Origin of the sequence: Gordonia sp. 135, assembly GCF_009720185.1 — a bacterium.
GTDB lineage: Bacteria > Actinomycetota > Actinomycetes > Mycobacteriales > Mycobacteriaceae > Gordonia > Gordonia alkanivorans.
In genome coordinates this window covers 1,969,880-1,995,667 of record NZ_CP046257.1, presented here as the reverse complement: position 1 = coordinate 1,995,667, position 25,788 = coordinate 1,969,880, and the positions used below count along the sequence as shown (strand labels likewise).

General features: G+C 65.5%; 19 protein-coding genes and 3 rRNA genes. 5 read left to right on the top strand and 17 right to left on the bottom strand.

Features of this window, described 5'->3' with window-relative positions; genetic code table 11:
- Nucleotides 1–6 precede the first annotated feature (6 nt).
- Nucleotides 7–402: a DUF3817 domain-containing protein gene (locus GKZ92_RS09120; RefSeq protein ID WP_006359589.1), complete on the bottom strand. Its 396-nt coding sequence runs from the start codon at nt 400–402 to the stop codon at nt 7–9.
- A 70-nt stretch (nt 403–472) separates the two neighbouring features.
- Entirely contained in the window at nt 473–1,675 is a 1,203-nt protein-coding gene (locus tag GKZ92_RS09115; protein ID WP_006359590.1) for an acetyl-CoA C-acetyltransferase, read from the bottom strand.
- A gap of 86 nt (nt 1,676–1,761) precedes the next feature.
- Between GKZ92_RS09115 and mce the strand changes: the two genes are divergently transcribed.
- Together mce and GKZ92_RS09105 are read left to right on the top strand one after the other, a co-directional pair.
- Nucleotides 1,762–2,244, top strand: coding sequence for a methylmalonyl-CoA epimerase (gene mce / locus GKZ92_RS09110; protein WP_006359591.1), 483 nt, complete (start codon nt 1,762–1,764; stop codon nt 2,242–2,244).
- A 227-nt stretch (nt 2,245–2,471) separates the two neighbouring features.
- Nucleotides 2,472–3,425 (top strand): hypothetical protein, encoded by a 954-nt coding sequence (locus GKZ92_RS09105; RefSeq protein WP_155225205.1) that lies wholly within the window; start codon nt 2,472–2,474, stop codon nt 3,423–3,425.
- 34 nt (nt 3,426–3,459) lie between these two features.
- On the opposite strand, the gene nucS is transcribed toward GKZ92_RS09105, so the two are convergent.
- Both nucS and glsA read right to left on the bottom strand, forming a co-directional pair.
- Complete coding sequence (nucS, locus tag GKZ92_RS09100; RefSeq protein WP_006359593.1) at nt 3,460–4,143, bottom strand: endonuclease NucS; 684 nt, start codon at nt 4,141–4,143, stop codon at nt 3,460–3,462.
- Nucleotides 4,144–4,223: 80 nt separating this feature from the next.
- Nucleotides 4,224–5,657, bottom strand: coding sequence for a glutaminase A (glsA, locus tag GKZ92_RS09095; RefSeq protein ID WP_155225204.1), 1,434 nt, complete (start codon nt 5,655–5,657; stop codon nt 4,224–4,226).
- A 146-nt stretch (nt 5,658–5,803) separates the two neighbouring features.
- On the opposite strand from glsA, the gene GKZ92_RS09090 reads away from it, so the two are divergent.
- Nucleotides 5,804–6,670, top strand: coding sequence for a universal stress protein (locus GKZ92_RS09090; protein ID WP_006359595.1), 867 nt, complete (start codon nt 5,804–5,806; stop codon nt 6,668–6,670).
- Nucleotides 6,671–6,809: 139 nt separating this feature from the next.
- On the opposite strand, the gene rrf is transcribed toward GKZ92_RS09090, so the two are convergent.
- The 3 genes from rrf to GKZ92_RS09075 all read right to left on the bottom strand — a co-directional run bounded on the left by rrf (nt 6,810) and on the right by GKZ92_RS09075 (nt 12,138).
- Nucleotides 6,810–6,926 (bottom strand): 5S ribosomal RNA (gene rrf / locus GKZ92_RS09085).
- A 111-nt stretch (nt 6,927–7,037) separates the two neighbouring features.
- A 23S ribosomal RNA gene (locus GKZ92_RS09080) occupies nt 7,038–10,173 on the bottom strand.
- Nucleotides 10,174–10,615: 442 nt separating this feature from the next.
- Nucleotides 10,616–12,138 (bottom strand): 16S ribosomal RNA (locus tag GKZ92_RS09075).
- Together the 16S, 23S and 5S rRNA genes form the textbook arrangement of a ribosomal RNA operon.
- A gap of 732 nt (nt 12,139–12,870) precedes the next feature.
- Here GKZ92_RS09075 and mftM point away from each other — a divergent pair.
- Complete coding sequence (mftM, locus tag GKZ92_RS09070; RefSeq protein ID WP_075862884.1) at nt 12,871–13,728, top strand: mycofactocin oligosaccharide methyltransferase MftM; 858 nt, start codon at nt 12,871–12,873, stop codon at nt 13,726–13,728.
- 10 nt (nt 13,729–13,738) lie between these two features.
- Here mftM and GKZ92_RS09065 read toward each other — a convergent pair whose 3' ends face one another.
- The 7 genes from GKZ92_RS09065 to murA all read right to left on the bottom strand — a co-directional run bounded on the left by GKZ92_RS09065 (nt 13,739) and on the right by murA (nt 22,504).
- Entirely contained in the window at nt 13,739–14,425 is a 687-nt protein-coding gene (locus GKZ92_RS09065; protein WP_006360537.1) for a MadR family response regulator transcription factor, read from the bottom strand.
- Nucleotides 14,422–15,804: a MadS family sensor histidine kinase gene (locus GKZ92_RS09060; RefSeq protein ID WP_006360536.1), complete on the bottom strand. Its 1,383-nt coding sequence runs from the start codon at nt 15,802–15,804 to the stop codon at nt 14,422–14,424. Before GKZ92_RS09060 ends, GKZ92_RS09065 begins: the two co-directional genes overlap by 4 nt.
- Entirely contained in the window at nt 15,804–16,979 is a 1,176-nt protein-coding gene (locus GKZ92_RS09055) for an iron-containing alcohol dehydrogenase (protein WP_006360535.1), read from the bottom strand. The genes GKZ92_RS09060 and GKZ92_RS09055 overlap by 1 nt, the downstream gene beginning before the upstream one ends.
- A gap of 70 nt (nt 16,980–17,049) precedes the next feature.
- A complete protein-coding gene (madC, locus tag GKZ92_RS09050) occupies nt 17,050–18,594 on the bottom strand; it encodes a MadC family VWA domain-containing protein (protein WP_075862883.1) in 1,545 nt (514 codons plus the stop codon).
- Nucleotides 18,591–19,694: a MadB family AAA-type ATPase gene (locus tag GKZ92_RS09045; RefSeq protein WP_006360533.1), complete on the bottom strand. Its 1,104-nt coding sequence runs from the start codon at nt 19,692–19,694 to the stop codon at nt 18,591–18,593. Before GKZ92_RS09045 ends, madC begins: the two co-directional genes overlap by 4 nt.
- 129 nt (nt 19,695–19,823) lie before the next feature.
- Nucleotides 19,824–21,095, bottom strand: coding sequence for an NDMA-dependent methanol dehydrogenase (mdo, locus tag GKZ92_RS09040; RefSeq protein WP_006360532.1), 1,272 nt, complete (start codon nt 21,093–21,095; stop codon nt 19,824–19,826).
- Between the two features lie 152 nt (nt 21,096–21,247).
- Complete coding sequence (gene murA / locus GKZ92_RS09035; RefSeq protein WP_040004357.1) at nt 21,248–22,504, bottom strand: UDP-N-acetylglucosamine 1-carboxyvinyltransferase; 1,257 nt, start codon at nt 22,502–22,504, stop codon at nt 21,248–21,250.
- Nucleotides 22,505–22,560: 56 nt separating this feature from the next.
- Here murA and GKZ92_RS09030 point away from each other — a divergent pair, with 56 nt between their 5' ends.
- Nucleotides 22,561–23,175, top strand: a complete 615-nt coding sequence (locus GKZ92_RS09030) for a cob(I)yrinic acid a,c-diamide adenosyltransferase (RefSeq protein ID WP_127963329.1) — start codon at nt 22,561–22,563, stop codon at nt 23,173–23,175.
- A 56-nt stretch (nt 23,176–23,231) separates the two neighbouring features.
- Here the strand turns inward: GKZ92_RS09030 and GKZ92_RS09025 are convergent, their stop codons facing one another.
- The 3 genes from GKZ92_RS09025 to atpD form a co-directional block, all read right to left on the bottom strand.
- A complete protein-coding gene (locus tag GKZ92_RS09025; RefSeq protein WP_155225203.1) occupies nt 23,232–23,720 on the bottom strand; it encodes a DUF2550 domain-containing protein in 489 nt (162 codons plus the stop codon).
- Nucleotides 23,721–23,925: 205 nt separating this feature from the next.
- A complete protein-coding gene (locus GKZ92_RS09020; RefSeq protein ID WP_006360528.1) occupies nt 23,926–24,306 on the bottom strand; it encodes a F0F1 ATP synthase subunit epsilon in 381 nt (126 codons plus the stop codon).
- A gap of 9 nt (nt 24,307–24,315) precedes the next feature.
- Nucleotides 24,316–25,764, bottom strand: a complete 1,449-nt coding sequence (gene atpD / locus GKZ92_RS09015) for a F0F1 ATP synthase subunit beta (protein WP_006360527.1) — start codon at nt 25,762–25,764, stop codon at nt 24,316–24,318.
- Between the last annotated feature and the right edge of the window lie 24 nt (nt 25,765–25,788).

Sequence of the window (25,788 nt, the reverse complement as noted above, 5' to 3'; positions counted from 1 at the left end):
CCGGGATCAGGCGGTGGCCTGCTGCGGCGACTGTTCGGCCGACAACTCGGCGAGGTGGCCGTTGCGCTTGGCCCACCACTCGAAGACGATCGTGCCGAACGGCGGAACGCTCGACGCGAGCGCCAGCAGGGTGACGATCGGGATGCCGATGCGTCGCCCGCCGAGCGGGATCTCCCACTTCACGGAATTCCACTTGAGCTGGAACGCGGTGATCAGGGCGACGATCACGAAGATCACGAAGACGGCACCGTGGGTGGCGCCGGGAAGCGCGATGGCCTCGGGGTCGTCGTTGACGCGCTTGAGGATCATCCCGACGATCAGCCACGCCCAGGTGATCGCCTCCGCCACGGCGACGAGGCGGAAGCGCTTGGCGGGCGTGGTCAGGTCGAAGAAAGACAGCATGTTCACCATTCTGCCTGCCGGCGGAGACTTCTACGACAAAGTGTCGTAGAAGTCTCCTTCAGCGGGTGTGTCAGGCCTTCGGGACGCGGACGATCAGGGCATCGCCCTGGCCGCCGGCACCGCACAGCGCGGCCGCGCCGACGCCACCGCCACGGCGCTGCAGCTCGAGGGCGAGGTGCAGGGTGATTCGGGCGCCGGAGGTACCGATCGGGTGGCCGACGGCGATCGCTCCACCGTTGACGTTGATCTTGCCCTCGTCGACACCGAGCTGTTGCGCCGAGGCCAGGCCGACCGCGGCGAAGGCCTCGTTGATCTCGATGAGGTCGAGGTCGGCCGGGGCGATGCCCTCACGGGCGCAGGCCTTGGCGATCGCGTTGGCCGGCTGCGCCTGCAGGCTGGAGTCCGGACCTGCGACGACGCCGTGGGCGCCGATCTCGGCGAGCCAGGTCACGCCCAGCTCCTCCGCCTTGGCCTTGGACATCACGACGACCGCGGCCGCACCGTCGGAGATCTGGGAGGAGTTGCCCGCGGTGATGGTGCCGTCCTTGCGGAAGGCCGGACGCAGGCCCGAGAGCGACTCGGCGGTGGTGTTGGCGCGGATGCCCTCGTCCTCGGCGAACTGGATCGGGTCACCCTTGCGCTGCGGGATCGACACCGGCACGACCTCGTCGTCGAACACGCCGTTCTTCCACGCGGCGGCGGCGAGCTGATGACTGCGGGCGGCGAACTCGTCCTGCTGTTCGCGGGTGAAGCCGTCCTTGTCGTTGCCCTGCTCGGTCAGCGCACCCATCGGCTGATCGGTGAAGGCGTCGTGCAGACCGTCGAAGGCCATGTGGTCGACGAGCTCGGTGTTGCCGTACTTGAAGCCACCGCGGCTGTTGGGCAGCAGGTGCGGGGCCTGGGTCATCGACTCCTGGCCGCCGGCGACGACGACGTCGAACTCACCGGCGCGGATGAGCTGGTCGGCGAGCGCGATGGCGTCGATGCCCGAGAGGCACATCTTGTTGATGGTCAGGGTCGGGACGTCCCAACCGATGCCGGCCTTGATCGCGGCCTGACGAGCCGGCATCTGACCTGCCCCCGCGGTCAGAACCTGGCCCATGATCACGTACTGGACCTCCGAAGCCGGGACACCGGACTTCTCGAGTGCGCCCTTGATGGCCACCGCACCCAGGTCGACGCCGCTGAAGTCCTTCAGCGAACCGAGGAGACGGCCGAAAGGCGTGCGTGCACCGGCGACGATGACCGTCGTGTTGTCAGCAGTCGAGGACATGGAAAGGAACCTCCGGGGGTGGGTCGTGCGGGGGGCTACCGAGCGCCCGCTCTGTGCGCTCTGACCCTCAACGCTACCGTTGTGACATGAGCACCTCTGCATCTGACCCCAGCACTTCTGCCGGCGCGACCGCCCTGATCTCCGACCTGGTCGTCGCGATCGACCACGTCGGTATCGCCGTTCCGGACCTGGACGCCGCCAAAGAGTGGTATGCGACACATCTCGGCTTCGAGACGCTCCATCAGGAGACCAATGCCGAGCAGGGTGTCGAGGAGGCCATGGTCGGCCCCGCCGGCGGTGGCGCCGTCATCCAGCTTCTCGCGCCACTGAACGAGGAGTCGACGATCGCGAAGTTCATCGGTCGCAACGGCCCCGGACTGCAGCAGCTCGCGGTACGCGTGACCGACGTCGACGCCGTCATGACCCGCCTCACCGAGGCCGGCGTCCGCGTCCTCTACCCCGCCGCGAAACGAGGCACCGCGAACTCGCGCATCAACTTCGTCCATCCCAAGGATGCGGGTGGCGTCCTCCTCGAGCTCGTCGAGCCGGCCGCCGACGCCGCACACTGATCTCGGACCGCTCTGCCCGAACCGAAAACCGTTCGGGCGCTTGATAAAATCCCCTCCGTTCGCACCCGGCCGGCACTCCGGTGCGAACGCCGGTGCCGGCGCGTGGACACCCGAGTGGTCGCCCACGCGCCGCCGCCGGGGGCCTCGTCGCCGATAACGCCGACACCGCGGTCCTACGTCGCTCGACCGAGCTTCGAGCTCCGGGCGTCTCGGATACACTGGCCCGCATGCCAGGTCCCGCACGGCAATTGCCCTTCGCGATCGTGATGCGCGGTTATGACCGTGAGCAGGTCGCCGACCATCTCCAGCGACTCGATGCCGAGTTGCGGGTTCTCGCCGCCGATCGCGACGCCGCCACCGCCAACGCCCACGAGCTCGCCTCTCATCTCGAAGAGGCGCGCGACGAGATCGCCGAACTCCGCCGCGAGATCGACAAGCTCTCGGTGCCGCCCACCACCGCTCAAGGAATGAGCGAGCGCCTCTCGCGGATGCTCCAGCTCGCGTCCGACGAGGCGTCGGAGATGCGTGCCGAGGCCTCCGCCGAAGCCGCCGAGACTCTCTCCATCGCACGCCAGGAAGCCGCCGACATGCGCTCCGAGGCGGCCGCCGAGGCCGAGCGGATCCGCAGCGAGGCGCAGACGGCGGCGAAGAAGCTCGTCGACGAGGCGTCGGCCCGCGCCCGTCAGGTCAAGGAGACCGCCGCGGCCAACGAGTCCGAGTCGGCACGTCTCATCGCCGAACGCACCGCGGCGATGGAGGCCGAGCACACCAAGACGATGAAGGCGGCCAACGACGAGGCCCGTCGCATCGTCGACAAGGCGAAGGCGGAGGTCGCCGAGCTCGAGGCGGTCAGCGCCCGCGAACGCGCCGCCGAACGCGAACGTCAGGACGCCGAACTCGCCGACCAGCGCGAGCGTGCCCTCGACGAGGCGAGCCACATCCGGCAGACCGCGCTCGACATCGCCGGCGAACGTCTCAACCGGTCCCGTGAGATGGCTCAGGCTGCCGATCGCGCGCGTCAGGAGATCGCGGCCAACCTGGGTCAGCTCCGCGACAAGCTCGCCGAACTGCCCGAGTTGCTGGCGCAGCCGGAGGACTCCGAGTACGACGTGCTCTCCGACACCGACGATCTCGAGCTGCTCAATCGCAAGTTGTCGCCGGAGGCCCGCGCCAACGCCTGAGCGGCGTTCTACGGGTCAGGACTCGGCGTCCGGCTCAGAAGAGCCGGAACTCCGTGCTCTCCGCACCACGCAGCGCTTCGTAATCCAGCACCACGCAACGGATTCCACGGTCTTCGGCGAGGGTCCGGGCCTGCGGCTTGATCTGCTGCGCGGCGAAGACGCCTGCCACCGGGGCCAGTGTGGTGTCGCGGTTGAGCAGTTCCAGGTAGCGCGTGAGCTGCTCGACTCCGTCGATCTCCCCGCGCCGTTTGATCTCCACGGCGACGGTGGCGCCCGTGGCGTCGCGGCAGAGCAGGTCGACCGGCCCGATCGCCGTCATGTACTCGCGGCGGATGAGGGTGTGGCCGGGCCCGAGGGTCTCCACGTGTTCGGCGAGCAGTTCCTGCAGATGCGCCTCGACACCGTCCTTGACCAGACCTGGGTCGATGCCGAGTTCATGCTGCGAGTCGTGCTCGATCGAGGCGATGGTGATGCGCAGTTCCTCGCCGGCCTTGTTGGTGACGACCCAGTAGGCCTCCGCCTCGGTGCCCTCGGGCACGGCGGCTTCGGTGAGCCAGCACGGCGGGCTCATCCAGTTCAGAGGCTTGTAGGCGCGGTCGTCGGCATGCACGCTCACCGAGCCGTCCGACTTGACCAGGAGCAGTCGCTTGGCCATGGGCAGATGGGCGGTCAGCCGCCCGACGTAATCGACCTGACACTCCGCGATGACGAGACGCACGAGCCCACCCTAGGGCATCGGCTGCACCGTTCTCACGCCCCCGCGCCGGGGCTCGTGTGATCCCTGAGGAGCGTCCGGACTCACTGGTCGTAGTAGTGCTTGAGCATGAACGTCTCCGCGTCGATGACGGCATCCTCCATCGTGGCGTGCACGTGCGGCAGCGCCGGATCGAAGCCCTTGAGGTCTGCCGGCGCGTCGAGATCGGGCGCGGTACCGTCGGCTCGATGGCGGATCACACTGGCCCGCACCACACCATCAGGATCGACGAGTGCTGCCCGGCGTCCGCTGTCGTCGAGCAACCGCTTGATGCTGAGAACCATTGTCCGGGCGACCGCGTCGATGACACCGATACGCGATATCTCGACGATGACCACCGTGTAGTCGTCGAGGTCGGCCTCGAGGCGTCGTTGCACGCTCTCGGCTCCGGCGAACGTCAGATCGCCCTGGAGCTCGTAGACACGGATTTTGTCGCGGCAGGTCCGGAGATAGCTGCGCTCACGTTCACTCCATTCGGCACTCACCGGGGTGTCGGCGAGGTCGTGGACCGCGCGGATCGTCACCCGACTCTCGCGGGTCACGTTGAACATGTGTAGCCCGAGGTCCTTCGACAGGTGCCGGCAGGTCTCGACGCCGCGAACGCTGTTGCCGTGTTCGTCGAGTCGCGGCGAGTAGACGCCGATGCCCAGCTGTCCGGGGAGGACGGCGAGGATTCCGCCGCCGACGCCGCTCTTGGCCGGCAGTCCGACCGAGGTGACCCAGTCCCCCGCCCCGTCGTACATCCCGCAGGTGGTCATCACGCTGAGCAGACGCTGCGCGATCTCGGAGGAGAAGACCACGCGGCCCGTGCGTGGGTTCAGGCCGCCGTTGGCGATGGTCGCACCGATACCGGCCAGGTCGTCGGTCGTCACCCGGATCGAACACTGGCGGTAGTACAGGTCGATCGCGGCGTCCGGATCGGTGTCGAATGCGCCGAAGCTGTCGAGCATGTAGGCAATCGCCCGGTTGCGCGATCCGGTCGCGGATTCGGAGGCGTACACCTCCTCGTCCATGGTGAGGCGCCCGCCCGCACAACCCGAATAGAACTCGACGATCTCGGCGAAGGCCGCGTCGACGTCGTCGCGACTCACGTCGCGCGAGGCGGGCAGGAGCATGGACGCCGCGAAGATGGCACCGGCGTTGATCATGGGGTTCTTCGGACGACGCCGGTCGTCGACGCTGATCTCGTTGAACGCCTCACCGGACGGTTCGACGCCGATCCTGGCGTCGACCGCGGCCACACCGTGCTTGCGCAGTGCCATCGCGTAGGTCAGCGGCTTGGACACGGACTGGATGGTGAAGGTCTCGGTGGAGTGCCCATGCGAGTACATGTATCCGTCGTGGACGCACAGCGACAATCCGAAGCCCTCGGGATCGACGACGGCCAGTTCCGGGATGTAGTCGGCGACGTCGCCCGACCGGTCGCCCCGGACTTCGTCCATGATGTGGCGCAGGTAGCCGTCGACAAGGGATTCCATGGGGCAATCTAAGCGTGTCCAGCGGTGATCGGGTAGCCGACGCGGCGGGTGACGCGACGGGGCACACAACAGCCGTGGATCCGGCACAGACGTGACTAGGCTGGTGCCTGAGTGTGTTCGCCCCGAGGAGAAGGTTGGGAGCACTGATGAAGCTGCTCGTCGCATACATCGCCACTTCCGGGGGCGAGGACGCGGTGGCCCTGGGTGCGTGCCTGGCACGCACCTTCGACGCCGAGCTCGAGATCTGCATCGTCATCCCACCCGAGCCGGCCGGGGCCGACGACGCGGTGGAGAGACTCTCCGATGCCCTCGACAGCGCCGCTCGTCGCTGGCTCGACGAGGCGGCCGCCCGCCTGCCCGACGACATCGAGACCACGACGACGATCGCCGAACACGCCAACCCCGCCGAGGGGCTGATCATCGAGGCCCGACGCACCGATTCCGACATCCTCGTCATCGGCGGAGCCGGCGGTGGCATCCGCGGCCGGCACACTCTGGGGACCGTCGTGAACGACATCCTGCACTCATCACCGATCCCGGTGGCCCTCGCGCCGCCCGGCTTCGCACATCTCGGCGCCGACGAGGTACGCGAGATCACGGTGACCATCGGCGACCGTCCGGGTGCGCCACTGTTGTTCGAAACCGCGATCCGCAGTGGCATCCGCGCACATCGGCCTATCCGGCTGGTGTCGATTCTCGCAATCGACGACATGCAGCCCTGGCGGAACGTCCCTGAGGACACCGCTGTCGAATCTGCCCGAGCACACGCCCAGCGGGCCCTTGATGAGGCGAGAACCCAACTGCCGGAGGACTTCCCGGTGACGTCGACGGTCGCACAGGGCTCCACCATCGAGGAAGCGGTGGAGTCACTCGAGTGGCACGACGGCGATCTGGTGATGGTCGGTTCGAGCCGGCTGGCCGCCCCGAACACGTTGTTCCTGGGGACCACCGCCGCGAAGATACTCCGAGCTGTTTCGGTCCCGATCATCGTGGTGCCGAAGAGCACCCACTGATTCTGCCGCCGGCACCGGGATGGTGTGGGAGTGGTACGGGTTGTCGGCGTAGTGTTTCTACCGCTGGTGGGCCGGGATAGGTGTGGAATGCATTGTGGCCCTACACGATTACTCGTGTAGGGCCACAATGGGATGTTGTGTTCGGCGGTGTCCTACTCTCCCACACTGATTAAGGTGCAGTACCATTGGCGCTGGAGGGCTTAGCTTCCGGGTTCGGAATGGGGCCGGGCGTTTCCCCTCCGCTATGGCCGCCGTAACTTTATGAAACAATCCACAACGGTTTGTTTGTTTGTTGTGTGTTGTCTCAGAAGATGCATAGTGGATGCGAACACACCAAAACATGTTGTTTGGTGATGTTGTGGGTGTTGTTGGTAAGTCCTCGGCCGATTAGTACCAGTCACCTGAACACATTGCTGTGCGTACAGTTCTGGCCTATCAACCCCATGGTCTGTAGGGGGCCTTAACCCCGCAAAAGGGGGTGAGAAACCTCATCTTGGAACAGGCTTCCCGCTTAGATGCTTTCAGCGGTTATCCCTTCCGAACGTAGCTAACCAGCAGTGCCCCTGGCGGGACAACTGGCACACCAGAGGTTCGTCCGTCCCGGTCCTCTCGTACTAGGGACAGGTTTCCTCAAGTTTCTTACGCGCGCGGCGGATAGAGACCGAACTGTCTCACGACGTTCTAAACCCAGCTCGCGTGCCGCTTTAATGGGCGAACAGCCCAACCCTTGGGACCTACTCCAGCCCCAGGATGCGACGAGCCGACATCGAGGTGCCAAACCATCCCGTCGATATGGACTCTTGGGGAAGATCAGCCTGTTATCCCCGGGGTACCTTTTATCCGTTGAGCGACACCGCTTCCACTTGCCGGTGCCGGATCACTAGTCCCGACTTTCGTCCCTGCTCGACATGTACGTCTCACAGTCAAGCTCCCTTGTGCACTTACACTCAACACCTGATTGCCAACCAGGCTGAGGGAACCTTTGGGCGCCTCCGTTACTTTTTAGGAGGCAACCGCCCCAGTTAAACTACCCACCAGGCACTGTCCCTGAACCCGATCAGGGTCCGAGGTTAGAAGTCCAATACGATCAGAGTGGTATTTCAACAACGACTCCATGAACACTGGCGTGCCCACTTCACAGTCTCCCACCTATCCTACACAAACCGAACCGAACACCAATACCAAGCTATAGTGAAGGTCCCGGGGTCTTTTCGTCCTGCCGCGCGTAACGAGCATCTTTACTCGTACTGCAATTTCGCCGAGTCTGTGGTTGAGACAGCAGAGAAGTCGTTACGCCATTCGTGCAGGTCGGAACTTACCCGACAAGGAATTTCGCTACCTTAGGATGGTTATAGTTACCACCGCCGTTTACTGGGGCTTAAATTCTCAGCTTCGCCACCCAAAGGTGACTAACCGGTCCTCTTAACCTTCCAGCACCGGGCAGGCGTCAGTCCGTATACATCGTCTTACGACTTCGCACGGACCTGTGTTTTTAGTAAACAGTCGCTTCTCTCTGGTCTCTGCGACCCACACCCGCTCAGAGAGTAAATCCCGTCACCGGTCTGGGTCCCCCTTCTCCCGAAGTTACGGGGGCATTTTGCCGAGTTCCTTAACCACAGTTCTCTCGATCGCCTTAGTATTCTCTACCTGACCACCTGTGTTGGTTTGGGGTACGGGCCGTGTACCAACTCACTAGAGGCTTTTCTCGGCAGCATAGGATCATGGAATTCGCCGCAACGGCTACGCATCACCTCTCAGGCTTGATGTGTTCCGGATTTGCCTAGAACACGCCCTACAGGCTTACACCAGTACAACCACTGACTGGCCCCACTACCTTCCTGCGTCACCCCATCGCTTGCCTACTACCAGCCAAGGTCCCATGCATCACCCCAACCTGGCACCCGAAGGTGCTCCTGGGGGATCTGGATGGTTAGTACAACTGATTCAGCATGGGCGCGGATACACGGGTACGGGAATATCAACCCGTTGTCCATCGACTACGCCTGTCGGCCTCGCCTTAGGTCCCGACTCACCCTGGGCGGATTAGCCTGGCCCAGGAACCCTTGGTCATTCGGCGGAAGAGTTTCTCACTCTTCTTTCGCTACTCATGCCTGCATTCTCACTCCCACACCCTCCACCACTAGATCACTCTGTGGCTTCCACGGATGCAGGACGCTCCCCTACCCACCCACACACCTGGTTGACACTCCGTAGAACATCAACGGGCTAACGTGTGAGTGCCGCGGCTTCGGCGGTGTACTTGAGCCCCGCTACATTGTCGGCGCAGGATCACTTGACCAGTGAGCTATTACGCACTCTTTCAAGGGTGGCTGCTTCTAAGCCAACCTCCTGGTTGTCTTCGCGACCCCACATCCTTTTCCACTTAGTACACGCTTAGGGGCCTTAGCCGGCGATCTGGGCTGTTTCCCTCTCGACTACGAACCTTATCGCCCGCAGTCTCACTGCCACACTCTCACTTACCGGCATTCGGAGTTTGGCTGACGTCAGTAACCCTGTGGGGCCCATCGGCCATCCAGTAGCTCTACCTCCGGTAAGAAACATGTGACGCTGCACCTAAATGCATTTCGGGGAGAACCAGCTATCACGGAGTTTGATTGGCCTTTCACCCCTACCCACAACTCATCCCCTCCATTTTCAACTGAAGTGGGTTCGGGCCTCCACGACGTCTTACCGTCGCTTCACCCTGGCCATGGGTAGATCACTCCGCTTCGGGTCTAGACCCGGCGACTCAAACGCCCTATTCAGACTCGCTTTCGCTACGGCTACCCCACACGGGTTAACCTCGCCACCGAGCACTAACTCGCAGGCTCATTCTTCAAAAGGCACGCCATCACCCACCCTCCGAAGAGGCACAGGCTTTGACGGATTGTAAGCGTCCGGTTTCAGGTACTATTTCACTCCCCTCCCGGGGTACTTTTCACCTTTCCCTCACGGTACTTGTCCGCTATCGGTCACCAGGAAGTATTCAGGCTTACCGGGTGGTCCCGGCAGATTCACAGCAGATTCCACGAGCCCGCTGCTACTTGGGCACCCATCACGCAAGACCATGTGTTTTCAGCTACCGGACTCTCACCGTCTACGGCAGACCATTCCAGGCCACTTCACCTAACACACGATTTTCTGACTCACGCTTCCACAGGTAGATGGAAGAAGATGAACCCCACAACACCACACACACAACCCCTACCCGGTATCACATGCGCATGGTTTAGCCTCATCCGCTTTCGCTCGCCACTACTCACGGAATCACTTTTGTTTTCTCTTCCTATGGGTACTGAGATGTTTCACTTCCCCACGTTCCCTCCACACCCCCTATACATTCAGAGGTGGGTAACACGACATCACTCGTGCTGGGTTTCCCCATTCGGACACCCTCGGATCACAGCTCGTTTGACAACTCCCCGAGGACTATCGCGGCCTACCACGTCCTTCATCGGCTCCTGGTACCAAGGCATCCACCGAACGCCCTTACACACTTACAACAACACCTACAAACCACCCCCACCCCAAAAGAACGAGGATCGAATGTAGACATCACAAAACAAACAAATTTCTGCTAAATCACAGACCAACGTCAACGTTGATTTGAAATAAAGATGCTCGCATCCACTATGCACTTCTCAAACAACACACACCGTCTGACCGCCCACACCTCCGCGCCCCATCACAGGACACCTCACCAGCATGATTGACCGAACAGCTAGGTCAGAGACAACCCGACACACACCCGAAGGCATGCCGCGTGTTCTCTCAGAACCCCGATAGTGTGACGTGAACCCGCCGGCCTCACAGCCAAAGCGGTACCCCCAACATTCCGTCCTGTGACAGAACATCGAACAGGGCTGTCTGATGTTTCACCCTCGAACACACACCCACCGCACAGACATACGCCGGCAGAAATGGGTGATGTTGTGTGCTCCTTAGAAAGGAGGTGATCCAGCCGCACCTTCCGGTACGGCTACCTTGTTACGACTTCGTCCCAATCGCCGATCCCACCTTCGACAGCTCCCTCCCACAAGGGGTTAGGCCACCGGCTTCGGGTGTTACCGACTTTCATGACGTGACGGGCGGTGTGTACAAGGCCCGGGAACGTATTCACCGCAGCGTTGCTGATCTGCGATTACTAGCGACTCCGACTTCATGGGGTCGAGTTGCAGACCCCAATCCGAACTGAGACTGGCTTTAAGGGATTCGCTCCACCTCACGGTATCGCAGCCCTCTGTACCAGCCATTGTAGCATGTGTGAAGCCCTGGACATAAGGGGCATGATGACTTGACGTCATCCCCACCTTCCTCCGAGTTGACCCCGGCAGTCTCCTGCAAGTCCCCGGCATAACCCGCTGGCAATACAGGACAAGGGTTGCGCTCGTTGCGGGACTTAACCCAACATCTCACGACACGAGCTGACGACAGCCATGCACCACCTGTACACCAACCACAAGGGAACATGTATCTCTACATGCGTCTGGTGTATGTCAAACCCAGGTAAGGTTCTTCGCGTTGCATCGAATTAATCCACATGCTCCGCCGCTTGTGCGGGCCCCCGTCAATTCCTTTGAGTTTTAGCCTTGCGGCCGTACTCCCCAGGCGGGGTACTTAATGCGTTAGCTACGGCACGGAACTCGTGAAATGAGCCCCACACCTAGTACCCACCGTTTACGGCGCGGACTACCAGGGTATCTAATCCTGTTCGCTACCCACGCTTTCGCTCCTCAGCGTCAGTTACTACCCAGAGACCCGCCTTCGCCACCGGTGTTCCTCCTGATATCTGCGCATTTCACCGCTACACCAGGAATTCCAGTCTCCCCTGTAGTACTCAAGTCTGCCCGTATCGCCTGCACGCCTACAATTGAGTTGCAGAATTTCACAGACGACGCGACAAACCGCCTACGAGCTCTTTACGCCCAGTAATTCCGGACAACGCTCGCACCCTACGTATTACCGCGGCTGCTGGCACGTAGTTGGCCGGTGCTTCTTCTCCAGGTACCGTCACTTGCGCTTCGTCCCTGGTGAAAGAGGTTTACAACCCGAAGGCCGTCATCCCTCACGCGGCGTCGCTGCATCAGGCTTGCGCCCATTGTGCAATATTCCCCACTGCTGCCTCCCGTAGGAGTCTGGGCCGTGTCTCAGTCCCAGTGTGGCCGATCACCCTCTCAGGTCGGCTACCCGTCGTCGCCTTGGTAGGCCATTACCCCACCAACAAGCTGATAGGCCGCGGGCCCATCCTGAACCGCAAAAGCTTTCCACCCCAGAGCATGCACTCCAAGGTCATATCCGGTATTAGACCCAGTTTCCCAGGCTTATCCCAAAGTTCAGGGCAGATCACCCACGTGTTACTCACCCGTTCGCCACTCGAGTACCCAGCAAGCTGGGCCTTTCCGTTCGACTTGCATGTGTTAAGCACGCCGCCAGCGTTCGTCCTGAGCCAGGATCAAACTCTCCATGAAAAAATAGCGAAACAAAACCAACACCCACAAGGCGCCAGCGTTTCAACACAATCAGGAAAGCAAAACCTGACCAATCCAAAACTAGCAAAACATGTGACACCCAGACAAAGCCGAGCGCCACACAAAAAAACAAACATCTACATCCATAAAGAATGCACGATGCCAAAATGGCATCAGACAATTCATCATCACACTATCGAGTTCTCAAAGAACACACACCCACCAAATACTCACCCCCACAAGGGCTTTCACCAGCGGACTTCGTTCTGACGTTCACCGCCACCCCGTCTCCGGGGCAACTCTTCCAGCCTACCAGAACCAAACTCCGTGCTGCAAACCCGAGGATTTGCGACTCACAGGGATCTGGCAACCCCGCACATCGTCTGCGAGACATCAGGTCTCACAGTCGACGTTCGGGGGCGGTCTGCGCGAGGCCCGGTCTCCACTCCCCGTCTCGAGACCCTCTCAGGTCTCCCGGGGCGGCGCCGTGGCGCGCTGACTCGAAGAAAGTTACGCAACCGTCTCGCCTGGGTCAAATCGCCAGGTGGCGACCTGCCGGGTCGGACATCGCCGCAGGTCACGGTCCACAGAGGAGCGCCGAAACCGTCTGCCCTGCGTACATTTTCGACAAACCTGCCGGTGTGACGTGCGCCGCAGAACCATCCTTTCGGACAGGCGCCCGTCCCCGCTCGGTCAGTTATGCGCAGGTCAGGATGTTCCTACGGTCGATACATGACCACCATCGATCAGTCGACGACCGTCCGGGCTGCGCTTCTCGACTCATCTGACGTTCGCGACCGCGGGCCGCAGGTCCTTCGATCTGCGCTTGTCCCCAGGGGTTTCGCCCGCTGCGGCCTCCTGTCGTGGCGCCGGGTGGCCGGCATCCTCCAGATCGCGCATCCCTTCGACGAGGAGACGATCTCCGACTCTGTTGTCGTCGACGGGCTGGTGTCACTGGTCGACCCCGGTGTCCTGTCGGGACAAGAGCAGTTCGAATCCGCTGCGGTGGGCATCATCCGGACAACGGCGGGAACCTCCGCAGATGCGTGGTCGGCGTTCTACGACAACTCGCTCCGTGAACTCCGCTACGGCACTTCGGCGTTCGCACCGGTACACCGGCGGGCACACTCACTCCTCACCGGTTCGTCGGTGCTCGAGGTCGGTTCGTGCTTCGGATTCTTCGCGCTGGCCTGCGCGATGGACGGGTTCGACGTGTCGGCCTGCGACATCTCGCCCGGCGCGGTCTCTCTGCTCTCGTGCGCATCGCGGCGACTCGGACTGCCGGTCCACTCGGCCGTCGGCGACGCGACCGCTCTCCCCTACGACGACGACTCCGTGGACACGGTCTCGCTCATCCATCTTCTGGAGCATCTCGACGCCCCCGGCGTGGAGGCGGCGCTGTCGGAGGCACTGCGGGTGGCGAGGCGACGCGTGATCGTGGCGGTCCCCTTCGAGGAGGAGCCCAGCCCACACTTCGGGCATCGTCTCCGGCTGACCGAGACGGACCTGCACATCTGGGCCGGCAGCGTCGCGCACTCCGGGGCCCACGTGTTCGTCGACCACGGCGGTTGGCTGATCCTCACCCCCTGAGGGCCGCCGGTCAGATGAGACCGCGCTTGCTGGCGATGTAGACCGCATCGGTGCGCTTGCTGACACCGAGCTTGCGGATGATGTTGCGGATGTGGAACTTCACGGTCGACTCGGAGATGTAGAGCGTCTCCCCGATCCGCTTGTTGGACATGCCATCCGCGAGCAACCGCAAGACCTCGCGCTCCCGGTCGCTGAGCGTCTCGGTGGTCTCCGCCTCCCCCGACACCGTTCGCAACACCACCGCGGCACTGCGCGGATCAAATGCGCTGCCACCGGTGGACACCGCCTGGATCGCGCGCACGAGTTCGGTGGTGTCGACGTCCTTGACCACGTACCCCCGGGCACCGGCGCGGACCGCGCGAACGACCAGGTCGTCGTCGAGGAACGTCGTGAGCACGAGTGCCGCGACCTCCGGGTGACGCTGGGAGATGTCCTTGATCAGGCGCAGCCCCTCGTACTCGGTGCCCGCGGACAGCTTGAGGTCCACGACCACGACGTCCGGGCGGCATGCGTTCACCTCGGCGAGCGCGGCGTCGTGCGAACCGGCCTCCCCGACCACCTCGACGACGTCCTCCCGCTCGAGGAGCGAGCGCATCCCTTCCCGGAGCAGGGCGTGATCGTCGACGAGCAGGGTCCGGATGGGCCTGACCTGCTTTCCCCTGCTCGTCGCATCCCCGGTCGTCTTGTCGGTGCTCACGAGAACTCCCTGGTCGTGTTTCCGGGATCGGATGCTGTTGCCGGCCCCGCAGCCGTCGGCAGGATCGCGGTCAGCCGGATGCCACCCGCTCGTGACCGGCGAATCCGGATCTCCCCGTCGAGCTCGGCCGCGCGCGAGGCCATGTTCGCCAGACCGCGATGACGTCCGGCGGCGAGGTCGCCGAGCGAGGCGGTCCGCAGGACGCGCCGGAGGTGGTCGGGGTCGCCGACCCCGTCGTCGTCGACCGACAGCGATACCTGGTCCGGCGCGTAGGTGAGCGTCACCGTGACCTCGGTGGCGCGCGCGTGGATCGCCGCGTTGAACAACGCTTCCCCCGCGATCCGGAGCAACGCATGCTGGACGTCGTCGGACAGTTCGCGGGAGCGGCCCCGGATGCGGACCGCGGTGGTGAGGTCCGGCGGCATGTGCATGGAGCACAGTTCGGTGAGGACCTCGTGGACGCTCGGTGACGGCACGCTCGCGGCGTTGTTGAGCGTGTAGATGAACGTCCGCAGCTGCTCGACCGCTTCTTTCGTGAGCCGGCCGGCCATCTGCAAGCGCTCGAGTGCGGCGCCGTCGACCAGGTCGCGACACAGCTCGATCTGCACGCCTGCGGACAGCACCGACTGGGTCACCGAATCGTGCAGCTCGCGGGCGATCCGTGACCGCTCCTCGTTGAGGACCGTGGCGCGCATCGCGGCGGACAGTTCACGTTGCGTGCGTTCGAGCTCGTCGTTCCGTTCGGCCAGTTCCGCTGCGTGGCGGTGTGTCTCGGAGAACAGTTCGGCGTTGAGCAGGGCGACGATCGCCTGACTGGCCAGAATCCGGAGGACAACGACGTCGGTCGGGTCGACGACCCGGCCGGACGGCGCCCACGCGGACAGGCCGCCGACGACGTTGCCGTCGAGCTCGACCGGCACGTGCACGTGGTCCTCGGACAGGATCGGACCGTGCAGCAGCGGTTCGTGGCCGCGCAGGATGTCGTTGAGCCGGTTGAGCACCTCGTCGGGCAGACCGTCGGGCGGCGAGGCCGTCGCCGATCCTTCGAAGGCGTAGAGCCGGCCGCTGCCCGAGCTGATCAGGTGGCGTGGCGCGGATCGCTCGAGCCGACCGTCGGCGAGGCCGAAGACCACCCACTCGGCGCCCAGATGATCGCGCGCCGCCTCGACCACCGCGATCACCAGCGCCTCGGGTCCTTCGGCGGTGCGCACCAGCGCCCGCGAGATCCGTTCCAGCGCACCGACCACCCGACTCAGCCGGGCCTCGACCCCGCGGTATTGGGCGTAGTGGCTGCCCTTGACGCTGCGAAGGCCGACGAGGCTTTCGAGGTCGGATCGGGCGGGTTCCCGCTCGGGGTCGGGCCGCGCGGCGCCGGCCATCACAGGGCCGCCGCATACAGATCGCGGATCCCAGGCGCCTGTGGTCGGCGCGGGTTCGTGGTCATGCACGAGTCCGCGAGAGCGTGCGTGGTGAGACGGTCGAGATCTCCGGCCCGAACCCCCAACGGCTCCAACGACTCCGGCATCCCGACCCGGGACCCCAGTCGCGCGACGGCGTCCGCCAGGCGATCGGCGACCATGCGTGCGTTCCCGTCCGTGGGCAGTCCGATCGCCTCGGCGAGGTCGACGAAGCCGTCGGCGCACACCTCCGCGTTGTACCGGATGACGTGCGGCAACAGCACCGCGTTGATCGCTCCGTGGGGCGCATCGCAGTGCCCGCCGACCGGGTGGCTCATCGCATGGGTCGCGCCGAGGATCGCGTTGGTGAACGCCATCCCCGCCCGCAGCGACGCCAGCGACATCTCCTCGGCCGCGACCTTGTCGAGCGGATCGTCGACGAGTCGTTCGAGGTGCGTCCAGACGCCGCGGATGGATTCCAGCGCAAGCGAATCGGTCATGTGCCCGTGCGCGAGCGAGACGTACGCCTCGACACAGTGGGTCAGCACATCCATACCGACCTGTGCGGTGACCTCGGCCGGCACCGTGGTGAGCAGTTCCGGATCGCTCACCGACAGGTCGGGCACCAGCGACCGGCCGATGATGGTGACCTTGGTGCGGCGTTCCGCGTCGTTGATGATGCAGAACTGCGAGACGTCGGCGCCGCTGCCCGCGGTCGTCGGGACCGCGACGAGCGGGGGCAACGGCCGGTGGGCGCGATCGATCCCCTCGTACTCCAGGATGTGGCCGCCGTTGGAGGCGAGCACCGCGACCCCTTTGGCGGCGTCGATGACCGATCCGCCGCCGAGCGCCACGAGCCCGTCCGCGTCGTGCGAGTTGTACGCGAGGAACGCGGCGGTGACCTCACCGGCGCGCGGGTTGGGCGACACGTCGACGAAGGCGGTCGCGTGAAGTCCGGCGTCGGCCAGCCCCGACATCAGCCGTGCGTACCAGGGGGTGCCTTCCAGACCGCGGTCGCTCACCACCAGCGGACGGCGCATCCCGAGGCCCGACGTCGCGAGCGGTACCTCGCCGAATGCGCCCGGTCCGAGCACGATCTCGGGGGCGTGGAACTTGGCGACATGACCGGCGCTGCGTCGGCGCGTGCCACCCTGCATCCGTTGTCCTCCGATCACCGCGGGCCGATGATGTGGTTGTGCGCCACCGGCACATTCGACGCTACTCACGTCACCTCAGCGCTGCACCAAGTTCATCACAGCGCGCAAGCATCTCGGCGCCGTCCCGCACGCTGACCACGCCGCTGCAGTGTTCGGCGTAGTCGGCCATCGCGCAGCCCGTCTGGGACCAGTAGCGCGACGGTTCCGGGGTCACCCAGGCAAGGCGGTGCGCGCGTCGACCGATCTCGGCGACGAGGTCGGTGCGCGCGTCGAATCCGTTGCTGCGCGCGTCGCCGACGACGAGCACCGAGGTACGCGGCGTGACGAGGTCGCCGAACTCGCCCAGCAACCCGGCGAACATCTGTCCGTAGTCACTCGTCGCGGCCAGGTCGAGGCCGTCGGCGGCGAGCACCGCGGCCAGTGCGGCATCGGCGGACGCCGCCCGGAGCGCCGTGGTGACGCGTACGGGACGATCGACGAAGGCGACGACCTCGCAACGGTCGCCGAAACCGTGCAGGGTCTGGGCGAGCCGCAGGGTGAAACCGGTGACCGGCCGGACCGACAGCGAGACGTCGACCAGGACCAGGAGGCGCACCGGACCGCGCCGCGGACGCCGGCGCCACAGTTCGGCCGGCACCCCGTCGGTCGCCACCGCGGCGCGCATCGTGGCGCGGATGTCGAGGGTCCCGCGGTCACCGGGACGGATCACCCGACGCGGTGCACCGCGCATGCGCTGGACGAGCCGGTGGCACGCGCGGTCGATGTCGGCCTGCTCGGTGCGCACCGGTGCGGACTGACCGAGTGCGTCGCCCACGACGATCCCGGCCGCCTCGAGGCGTGCGGTGAACGCATCGACGAACGCCGCCAGCGCCCGCTCGAGTTCGACGCGGCGCGCGTCGTCGAGATCGGCGTTCCCGTCGGTGCCGTACGCGCTGCGCGGGTCGTAGGCGTCGAGCGCGGCCAGGATCGCGGCGGCGCCGGTCAGACCCAGCGGGGTGGACTCCACCCGGGCGGCGGCACCGACGAGTTCACCCACGGTCGCCGAATCGGCGGAGTCGATCTCGACGGTGTACGTCACTCCCCCGCTCACCGAACCGCTGTCCGGGTCGACGCCCAGTTGCTCGGCGCCCGCCGAGACGGTGAAGTCGTTCTCCTCGCGATGTGCACTCTCCCCGTGCCGCTCACCGGCGCCGGGATCGGGGGCCATCAGATCACCGATCTCCTCGGTGTGCTCGTCGGCGCCGATGCGGCGGGCCGCCCCTTCGAACTCCTCGTCCCAGACGACGTCGTCGGGCAGGTCCGCGGCGGCACCACGCGGCCGGGGCAGATCCGCCTCCCGACCTGGCCCGGACCCGGCGTCGAGGAAGAAGACATCGAAGGCGTGCTCGAAACCCTCTGTCTCGTAACCGTATTTGACCGAGACGCTGCGCAGGGACGCGCGCAGCACGTCGAGGTCGCCGGCCCCGACGATGGCCAGCGTCCGGCGGATCTCGATCACCTCCGCGGGCGACGCCGCGACCCCGGCACCGCGGAGCGCCTGCCCGAACAGGACCGCGAGCAGGTCGAGGATCTCGTCGCGGCGCACGTTCTCCTTCGGCGGCGTGAGCACGGTCATCGGCCCGCGTGTACCCCGGCGCTGCGTGCCCGCCCCGCACCGAACGCCCGCGCCGTGACCGAGCCCTGCGGCGTGGTGCCCCGGGCCTCCCCGACCTCCCCGGTCCTCGCCGCGGCGGTATCGGCGGCGGCCGGTGACAGCACACGACGGGCGAGGTCGAGGTCGGTGCCGAACTTGACCAGCAACGAGAGCAACGCGGCGTCGGCCGGAGCGGGTTCGGAACCGACCTGCGGGCGGTTTCCGGTGGTCTTGAGGTACGACGCCGCCCGCGCGGCGTCGATGACCTCGGCGATCGAGGGGCTCTTGCGCAGCGGCAGATCGCGGAGTCGGCGGGCGAGGTCCACGACCTCGCCGATGACTTCCTCCTCGATGTCGGGCGCGCGCACCGCCACGATGGCGCGCTCGGTCTCCGGGTCCGGATAGCCGACCTGGAAGTGCAGGCACCTGCGCTTGAGGGCCGGGGAGAGTTCCCGGGTGTCGTTGGAGGTCAGGATCACCCACGGCGACGACCGCGCGGTGAACGTGCCGAGTTCGGGGACCGACACCTGGCGTTCGGCGAGCACCTCGAGCATGACCGCCTCCATCGCCTCGTCCGTGCGATCGATCTCGTCGACGAGGAGCACGGTGGGGGTGGTCGAGGTGATCGCGGCCAGCAGCGGCCGGGCCACCAGGAAGTCCTCGGTGTACACGCCGACCTCCGTCCGCGCCAGGGCTGCCGATGCCGCCGAAAGGCTTGTCTCCGCGGCCAACTCGGCGCTGATGCGATCGCGCAGCATCTGCACGTGGAGCAGCTGGCGGGCGTAGTCCCACTCGTAGAGGGCGCGCGAGTCGTCGAGTCCCTCGTAGCACTGCAGACGGATGAGCTCGCGCCCCGAGGCCGCGGCCAGCGCCTTGGCGAGTTCGGTCTTGCCGACACCGGCCGGCCCCTCGAGGAGCAGCGGACGGTCGAGCAGTGTCGCCAGGTGCACGACGACCGCCAGCTCGGTTCCGATGAGGTATCCCTGCTCGCCCAGGGCGGCGGTCAGTTCCTCTGCGGAGGCGAAGCGAGCGGTCTCGTCGGCATCTGCAAGACGGGCCAGACCGGTGGAGGTGTGCGTCATCGGGTCGCCAGACCTTCCTTCGTCGGATCGACGGGGTGGGACGGAACCTCTTGCCCCGGGAGGGATCTCCCTTCCCGGGGCACGGCTCCGCCACGGGCGTCGTGGTGGCTCTCGACGCCCTGGGCGTGATCAGTAGCTGCCGGTGAAGGCGTGCGTGACCATGGGGATCAGCGATTCGACGGTGCTCTCGCGGGGGTTGCCCGGGGTGCACCAGTCGCCCATCATGTGCTCGGCGATGGCGCGGATCTGCTTCTCCGAGGTGTCGATGCCCTCGCCGCGACCCTCGTACTTGCCGGTGTTCATCCGGTTCTTGTCGTAGCTGTTGGTCGACAGCTGTCCGAAGTTGTCCGGGATGCCGAGGTCCTTCGACAGGCGGATGGCCTCCTCGACCGCGGCGTCGGCGGCCTGCACGGTGGTCATCTTGGAGGTGTCGACGCCGAGAAGTGCGGCGATCTCGGCGTAGCGCTCGAAGCGGGAGGGCAGGTTGTACTCCCACACGCGGGGCAGCGCGATGGCGTTGTTGAGGCCGTGGTGGCTGTCGTAGAAGGCGCTCACCGCATGGGACAGGCTGTGCACCAGGCCGAGACCGCCGGAGTTGAACGCCTGCGCCGAGATGTACTGCGCGTGCATCATTCCCGTGCGCGCCTCGAGGTTGCGCGGATCGTAGACCGCGGTCCGCAGGTGCTTGGCGATCAGTTCGATCGAGTACTTCGCGTTGCCGAGCGACGGCGCGAAGTCCAGCCGCGAGACGTACGGCTCACTGGCGTGGGCGAGGACGTCGAACCCGCAGAACGCGGTGAAATGCTCCGGGCAGGGGTAGTACAGCAGCGGGTCGTCCATCGCGAGATCGACGAGACAGGTGTCGTCGAAAGCGACCCACTTGTGCGGGTTGTTCATGTCCGAGGTGTCGGTGATGACGTAGGCCCAGGAGGTCTCCGAGCCGGTGCCCGCGGTGGTCGAGACCGCGATGTGCTTCGGGTTCTCCTTGTTGGTGGCCTTCGAGAAGCCCTCGAACTCGTTGATGTTGCGGCCGTCGTGGGCGATCACCATGCGGGCGCCCTTGGCGGCGTCGTGGCTCGAACCACCGCCGACCGAGATGATGCCGTCGCACTTCTCCGACTGGTACAGCGCGGCGGCGTCCATGACGTTGTAGTCCTTGGGGTTGGACTCCACCTGGTCGTAGAGGACCACGTCGACGCCCTGGTACTCGATCTTGCCGATCAGTTCCTCGATGATGCCGGAACCGCGGAGGCCGGTTGTCATCAGCAGGGCACGGGTCATACCCAGTTCCTTGGCCTCGACACCGAGCATGTCGTGCGCACCGACGCCCAGCTTCGCCTTCGGGAACGGGTGGAACTCCTTGATCGGGAAATCCCAGATCTGGTTCAGCTCAATGGCCATGGGGGTGAACTCCTTGTGACGGTTGGGTCTGTCACAACGAGAATGTCGCTCAGATCACAACGGCCACAAGGGGTCCTGACCCTTGGCGGACAGGGTCGGCCCATCGGGACGGGGGTACCACCTGTCCGATCGGACAGGTCGGCACCCACGGGTCAGTCGGAGACGCGCTCGATCTCGCCGCCGAGACTGCGGAGGATCTCGACGAAGTGCGGGTAGCCGCGGTCGATGTGTTCGACGTCGTGCACCTCGGTGACGCCGTCGGCAACGAGGCCGGCGAGCACCAGACCGGCGCCGGCGCGGATGTCCGAACACCAGACGGGCGCGCTCGAGAGCTTCTCGATACCGCGGATGACCGCGTGGTGGCCGTCGGTGCGTGCGTCTGCCCCGAGGCGGACCATCTCCTCGACGAAGCGGAACCGGGCCTCGAAGACGTTCTCGGTGATGACGGACATGCCCTCGGAGATGGCGGCGAGGCCGATCGCCATCGGCTGCAGGTCGGTGGGGAAACCGGGGAACGGCAGCGTCGAGACGTTGACCGCGACCGGCCGGTTGTCGTGACGCACCCGGAAGCCGTCGTCGAAGGTGTCGACGCGGGCGCCGGTGTCGACGAGCTTGTTCAGCACGAGCTGCAGATGCTCGGGCTGCACACCCCGGACGGTCACGTCACCGCGCGTCATCGCGGCGGCGATCCCCCACGTGGCACCGACGATGCGGTCCCCCACCACCCGGTGGGTAGCGGGATGCAGGCGGTCGACGCCGTTCACGGTCAGCGTCGAGGTGCCTGCTCCCTCGATCTGCGCACCCATCTGCTGCAACATCACGCAGAGATCGACGATCTCCGGCTCGCGTGCGGCGTTGTCGATGGTCGTCTGGCCCTCGGCCAGGACCGCCGCCATCAGAATGTTCTCGGTGGCACCCACCGACGGGAACTCGAGCGCGATCGGCGCGCCGACGAGTGCGTCGGCCTCGGCCACCACGCAGCCGTGCTCGATCGAGCTGGTCGCGCCCAGCGCGCGCAGACCCGCCTGATGCATGTCCAGGGGCCGCGACCCGATCGCGTCGCCGCCCGGGAGGGCCACGACAGCCCGATGGCACCGGGCCATCAGCGGTCCGAGGACGCACACCGAGGCGCGGAACTGGCGGACGGCCGCGAAATCGGCATGGAACTTCGGTTCGGCCGGGGCCGTGATCGAGACGGTGTCGCCGTCCATCTCCACGACGGCACCCAGACCGCGCAGGACGTCGGCCATCAACGGCACGTCGGCGATCTCGGGCGCGTTGGTCAGCACCGTCGTCCCCTCGGCCAGCAACGCCGCCGCCATCAGCTTCAGCACGCTGTTCTTGGCGCCACCCACCGACACCTCACCGGACAGACGTGCCCCGCCCGTCACCAGAAACCGATCGCTCACGCATGCCACCTTATCCGCCGCCGTCCGGCGCTCATCGCACGCAGTACATTCAACGCATGGCCGTTCATCTGACGAGGATCTACACCCGCACCGGCGACGACGGTTCGACCGGTTTGAGTGACTTCTCGCGCGTTCCCAAGACCGATCCGCGTGTTGTCGCCTATGCCGACTGTGACGAAGCCAACGGCGCGATCGGCATGGCGTTGGCTCTCGGCGGTGACGTACCCGCCGACATCGCCGCGGTGTTGTCCACCGTGCAGAACGACCTGTTCGACGCCGGCGCCGACCTGTCCTCGCCGATCGTCGAGAACCCGGAGTACCCGCCGCTGCGGATCGCCCAGGAGTACATCGACGCCCTCGAGCGCTGGTGCGACGACTTCGGCTCCGAGCTTCCGCCGTTGGACTCGTTCATCCTGCCGGGCGGAACCCCGTTGGCGGCACTACTGCATCAGGCCCGCACGGTGACCCGTCGCGCGGAACGTTCGGCGTGGGCCGCGGTGGCCGCCTATCCGGACAACACGAGCGTCCTTCCGGCGAAGTACCTCAACCGCCTGTCCGACCTGCTGTTCATCCTGTCGCGGGTGGCCAACCGGGCTCCCGACGGCACCCTCGGTGACGTGAAGTGGGTTCCGGGCGGCAACCGGGAGCGTCCGGAGTCGTCCGACAGCTGAGAGGTCCGAGACCTGGTAGGCCCCGGAGACAGGACGATCCCGCCCGTCTGACGGACTCAGGCGCTCTTGCGCCGCTGTGACCGTGCAGACTGCCGGGACTCCAGCCAGGACTGGAACGCGGTGACCGCGCCCGGGCCCATGGCGAGCTCGTAACCGTCCTTGACCTTGCCGTCCGAGCCCGCACCATCGGAACCCTTGCCGATGGTGTGGGTCTTGCCGGTGGTCTGTACCTGCAGGATCACCATGCCGTCGAGGATCTCCGTCTCGGTTCCCTCGGGGCGTCGCCGGCCCGCGATCTCGATGCCCTGACGGGCGAAGGTGACGTTGGGGCCCGGACGCAGTGAGGCCAGCCGGTAGTAGCGCAGCGAGTCGTCGCTGTAGTGCACCGTGCCGTGACGCCAGCCGTGATCTACCTCTGCGGGGATGGTGCGCAGCAGGATCGGGGTGCCGACGCGTCGGAGCTGGGCCAGACGCACCGCGAGCAGAACGCAGACGATGACGGCCACCGCCAGCAGCACACTGAGCAATACGACCAGCAGCGTCATCACCTACTCCTTTGTGCGGTCACCGCAAACGTCCGGTCCGCCGTCGGAGATCCTGATCGATCATCGACGGCATGACCCGACGAGCGGGACAAGGGCTGTGGATCCAGCATGCCAGATCACGCACATCGGGCGCGAAACGACCTCGGCCGGTCACCGGATGCATATCCGATGACCGGCCGAGGTGACCGTCGCGCGAGCGCGGGTGCTACTTCGAAAGCTGCTGTGCCGCAGTCAAACGCGCGTGAGCACGGTGGTACTCCGGGGAGTCCGGCTCAGCCTGCTCGAGTGCGGTCTTCTCCGCGTTGACGTCGACGTCGTCGGCCCAGTCGGCTGACTCCGCGAGCACTGTGACGGCCTCGCCGGTGACGGACAGGAATCCGCCCTCGACCGCGGCCGCGCGGCGATTGCCGTTCTCCTCGACGATCACCACGAAGCCACCCGGGACCAGCTGGCCCAGGAGCGGCTCGTGGTTGGCCAGGATGCCCAGCTCGCCGACCGTGGTCTGCGCGATCAGGAACGTGGCCTCGCCCGAGTACAGGCTCGAATCCGCGGAGACAACCTCCACGTGGAAGGACTTCTCAGCCATGGATTACCGCTACTTTCCGGCGATCTTGGCGGCGGCGGCCTCCACGTCGTCGAGTCCACCGCAGCTGTTGAACGCCTGCTCGGGCAGGTGGTCGAACTCGCCCTTGGCGACACGGTCGAATGCCTCGATGGTGTCCGCGAGCGGGACGACCGAGCCCTTCTGACCGGTGAACTTCTCGGCGACGAGGAAGTTCTGGCCGAGGAACTTCTGGATACGGCGAGCACGCTGCACCGTGACCTTGTCCTCTTCGGAGAGCTCGTCCATACCGAGGATGGCGATGATGTCCTGCAGCTCCTTGTACTTCTGCAGGATGCGCTTGACCTCGTTGGCGACGCGGAAGTGCTCGTCGCCCACGATCGAGGCCTCGAGGATTCGCGAGGTCGAGGTCAGCGGGTCCACGGCCGGGTAGATACCCAGCTGCGAGATCGGACGCGAGAGCTCGGTGGTCGCATCGAGGTGCGCGAAGGTGGTCGCCGGCGCCGGGTCGGTGTAGTCGTCGGCGGGGACGTAGATCGCCTGCAGCGAGGTGATCGAGCGGCCCTTGGTCGAGGTGATGCGCTCCTGGAGCTCGCCCATCTCGTCGGCCAGGGTCGGCTGGTAACCCACCGCGGACGGCATACGGCCGAGGAGGGTCGAGACCTCCGAGCCCGCCTGCGTGAAGCGGAAGATGTTGTCGATGAACAGCAGCACGTCCTGGTGCTTCACATCGCGGAAGTACTCCGCCATGGTCAGCGCCGACAGCGCCACGCGCATACGCGTGCCCGGCGGCTCGTCCATCTGACCGAACACCAAGGCGGTGTCCTGGAGAACGCCCATCTCCTCCATCTCGAGGTGGAGGTCGGTGCCCTCACGGGTGCGCTCGCCGACGCCGGCGAACACCGAGGTGCCGGAGAACTCACGCGCGATACGCGTGATCATCTCCTGGATGAGGACGGTCTTGCCGACGCCCGCACCACCGAACAGACCGATCTTGCCGCCCTTGACGTACGGGGTCAGCAGGTCGATGACCTTGATACCGGTCTCGAGGATCTCGGTCTTGCCCTCGAGCTCGTCGAAGGCCGGAGGCTTGCGGTGGATGCTCCACTGCTCGCCATCACGACCCAGGCCGGGGCTGTCGAGGCAGTCGCCGAGGGCGTTGAAAACGTGGCCCTTCACGACGTCGCCGACCGGCACGACGATCGACTTGCCGGTGTCGGAGACGGGCGCACCGCGGACCAGGCCGTCGGTGGGCTGCATCGAGATGGTGCGCACCAGGTTGTCGCCGAGGTGCTGCGCGACCTCGAGGGTCAGGGTCTTGGCAACCGAGGAGAGGGTGACCTCGGCGTGCAGGGCGTTGAACAGCTCAGGGATCGAGCCGCGGGGGAACTCGACGTCGACCACGGGGCCGATGATGCGGACGACCCGCCCGTCGGCGGAACCCGCCGACTGCGCGGAGGGGTTTTCTACTGCTGCGGTCATGGTGCTTGGGTCACTTCCTCTTGA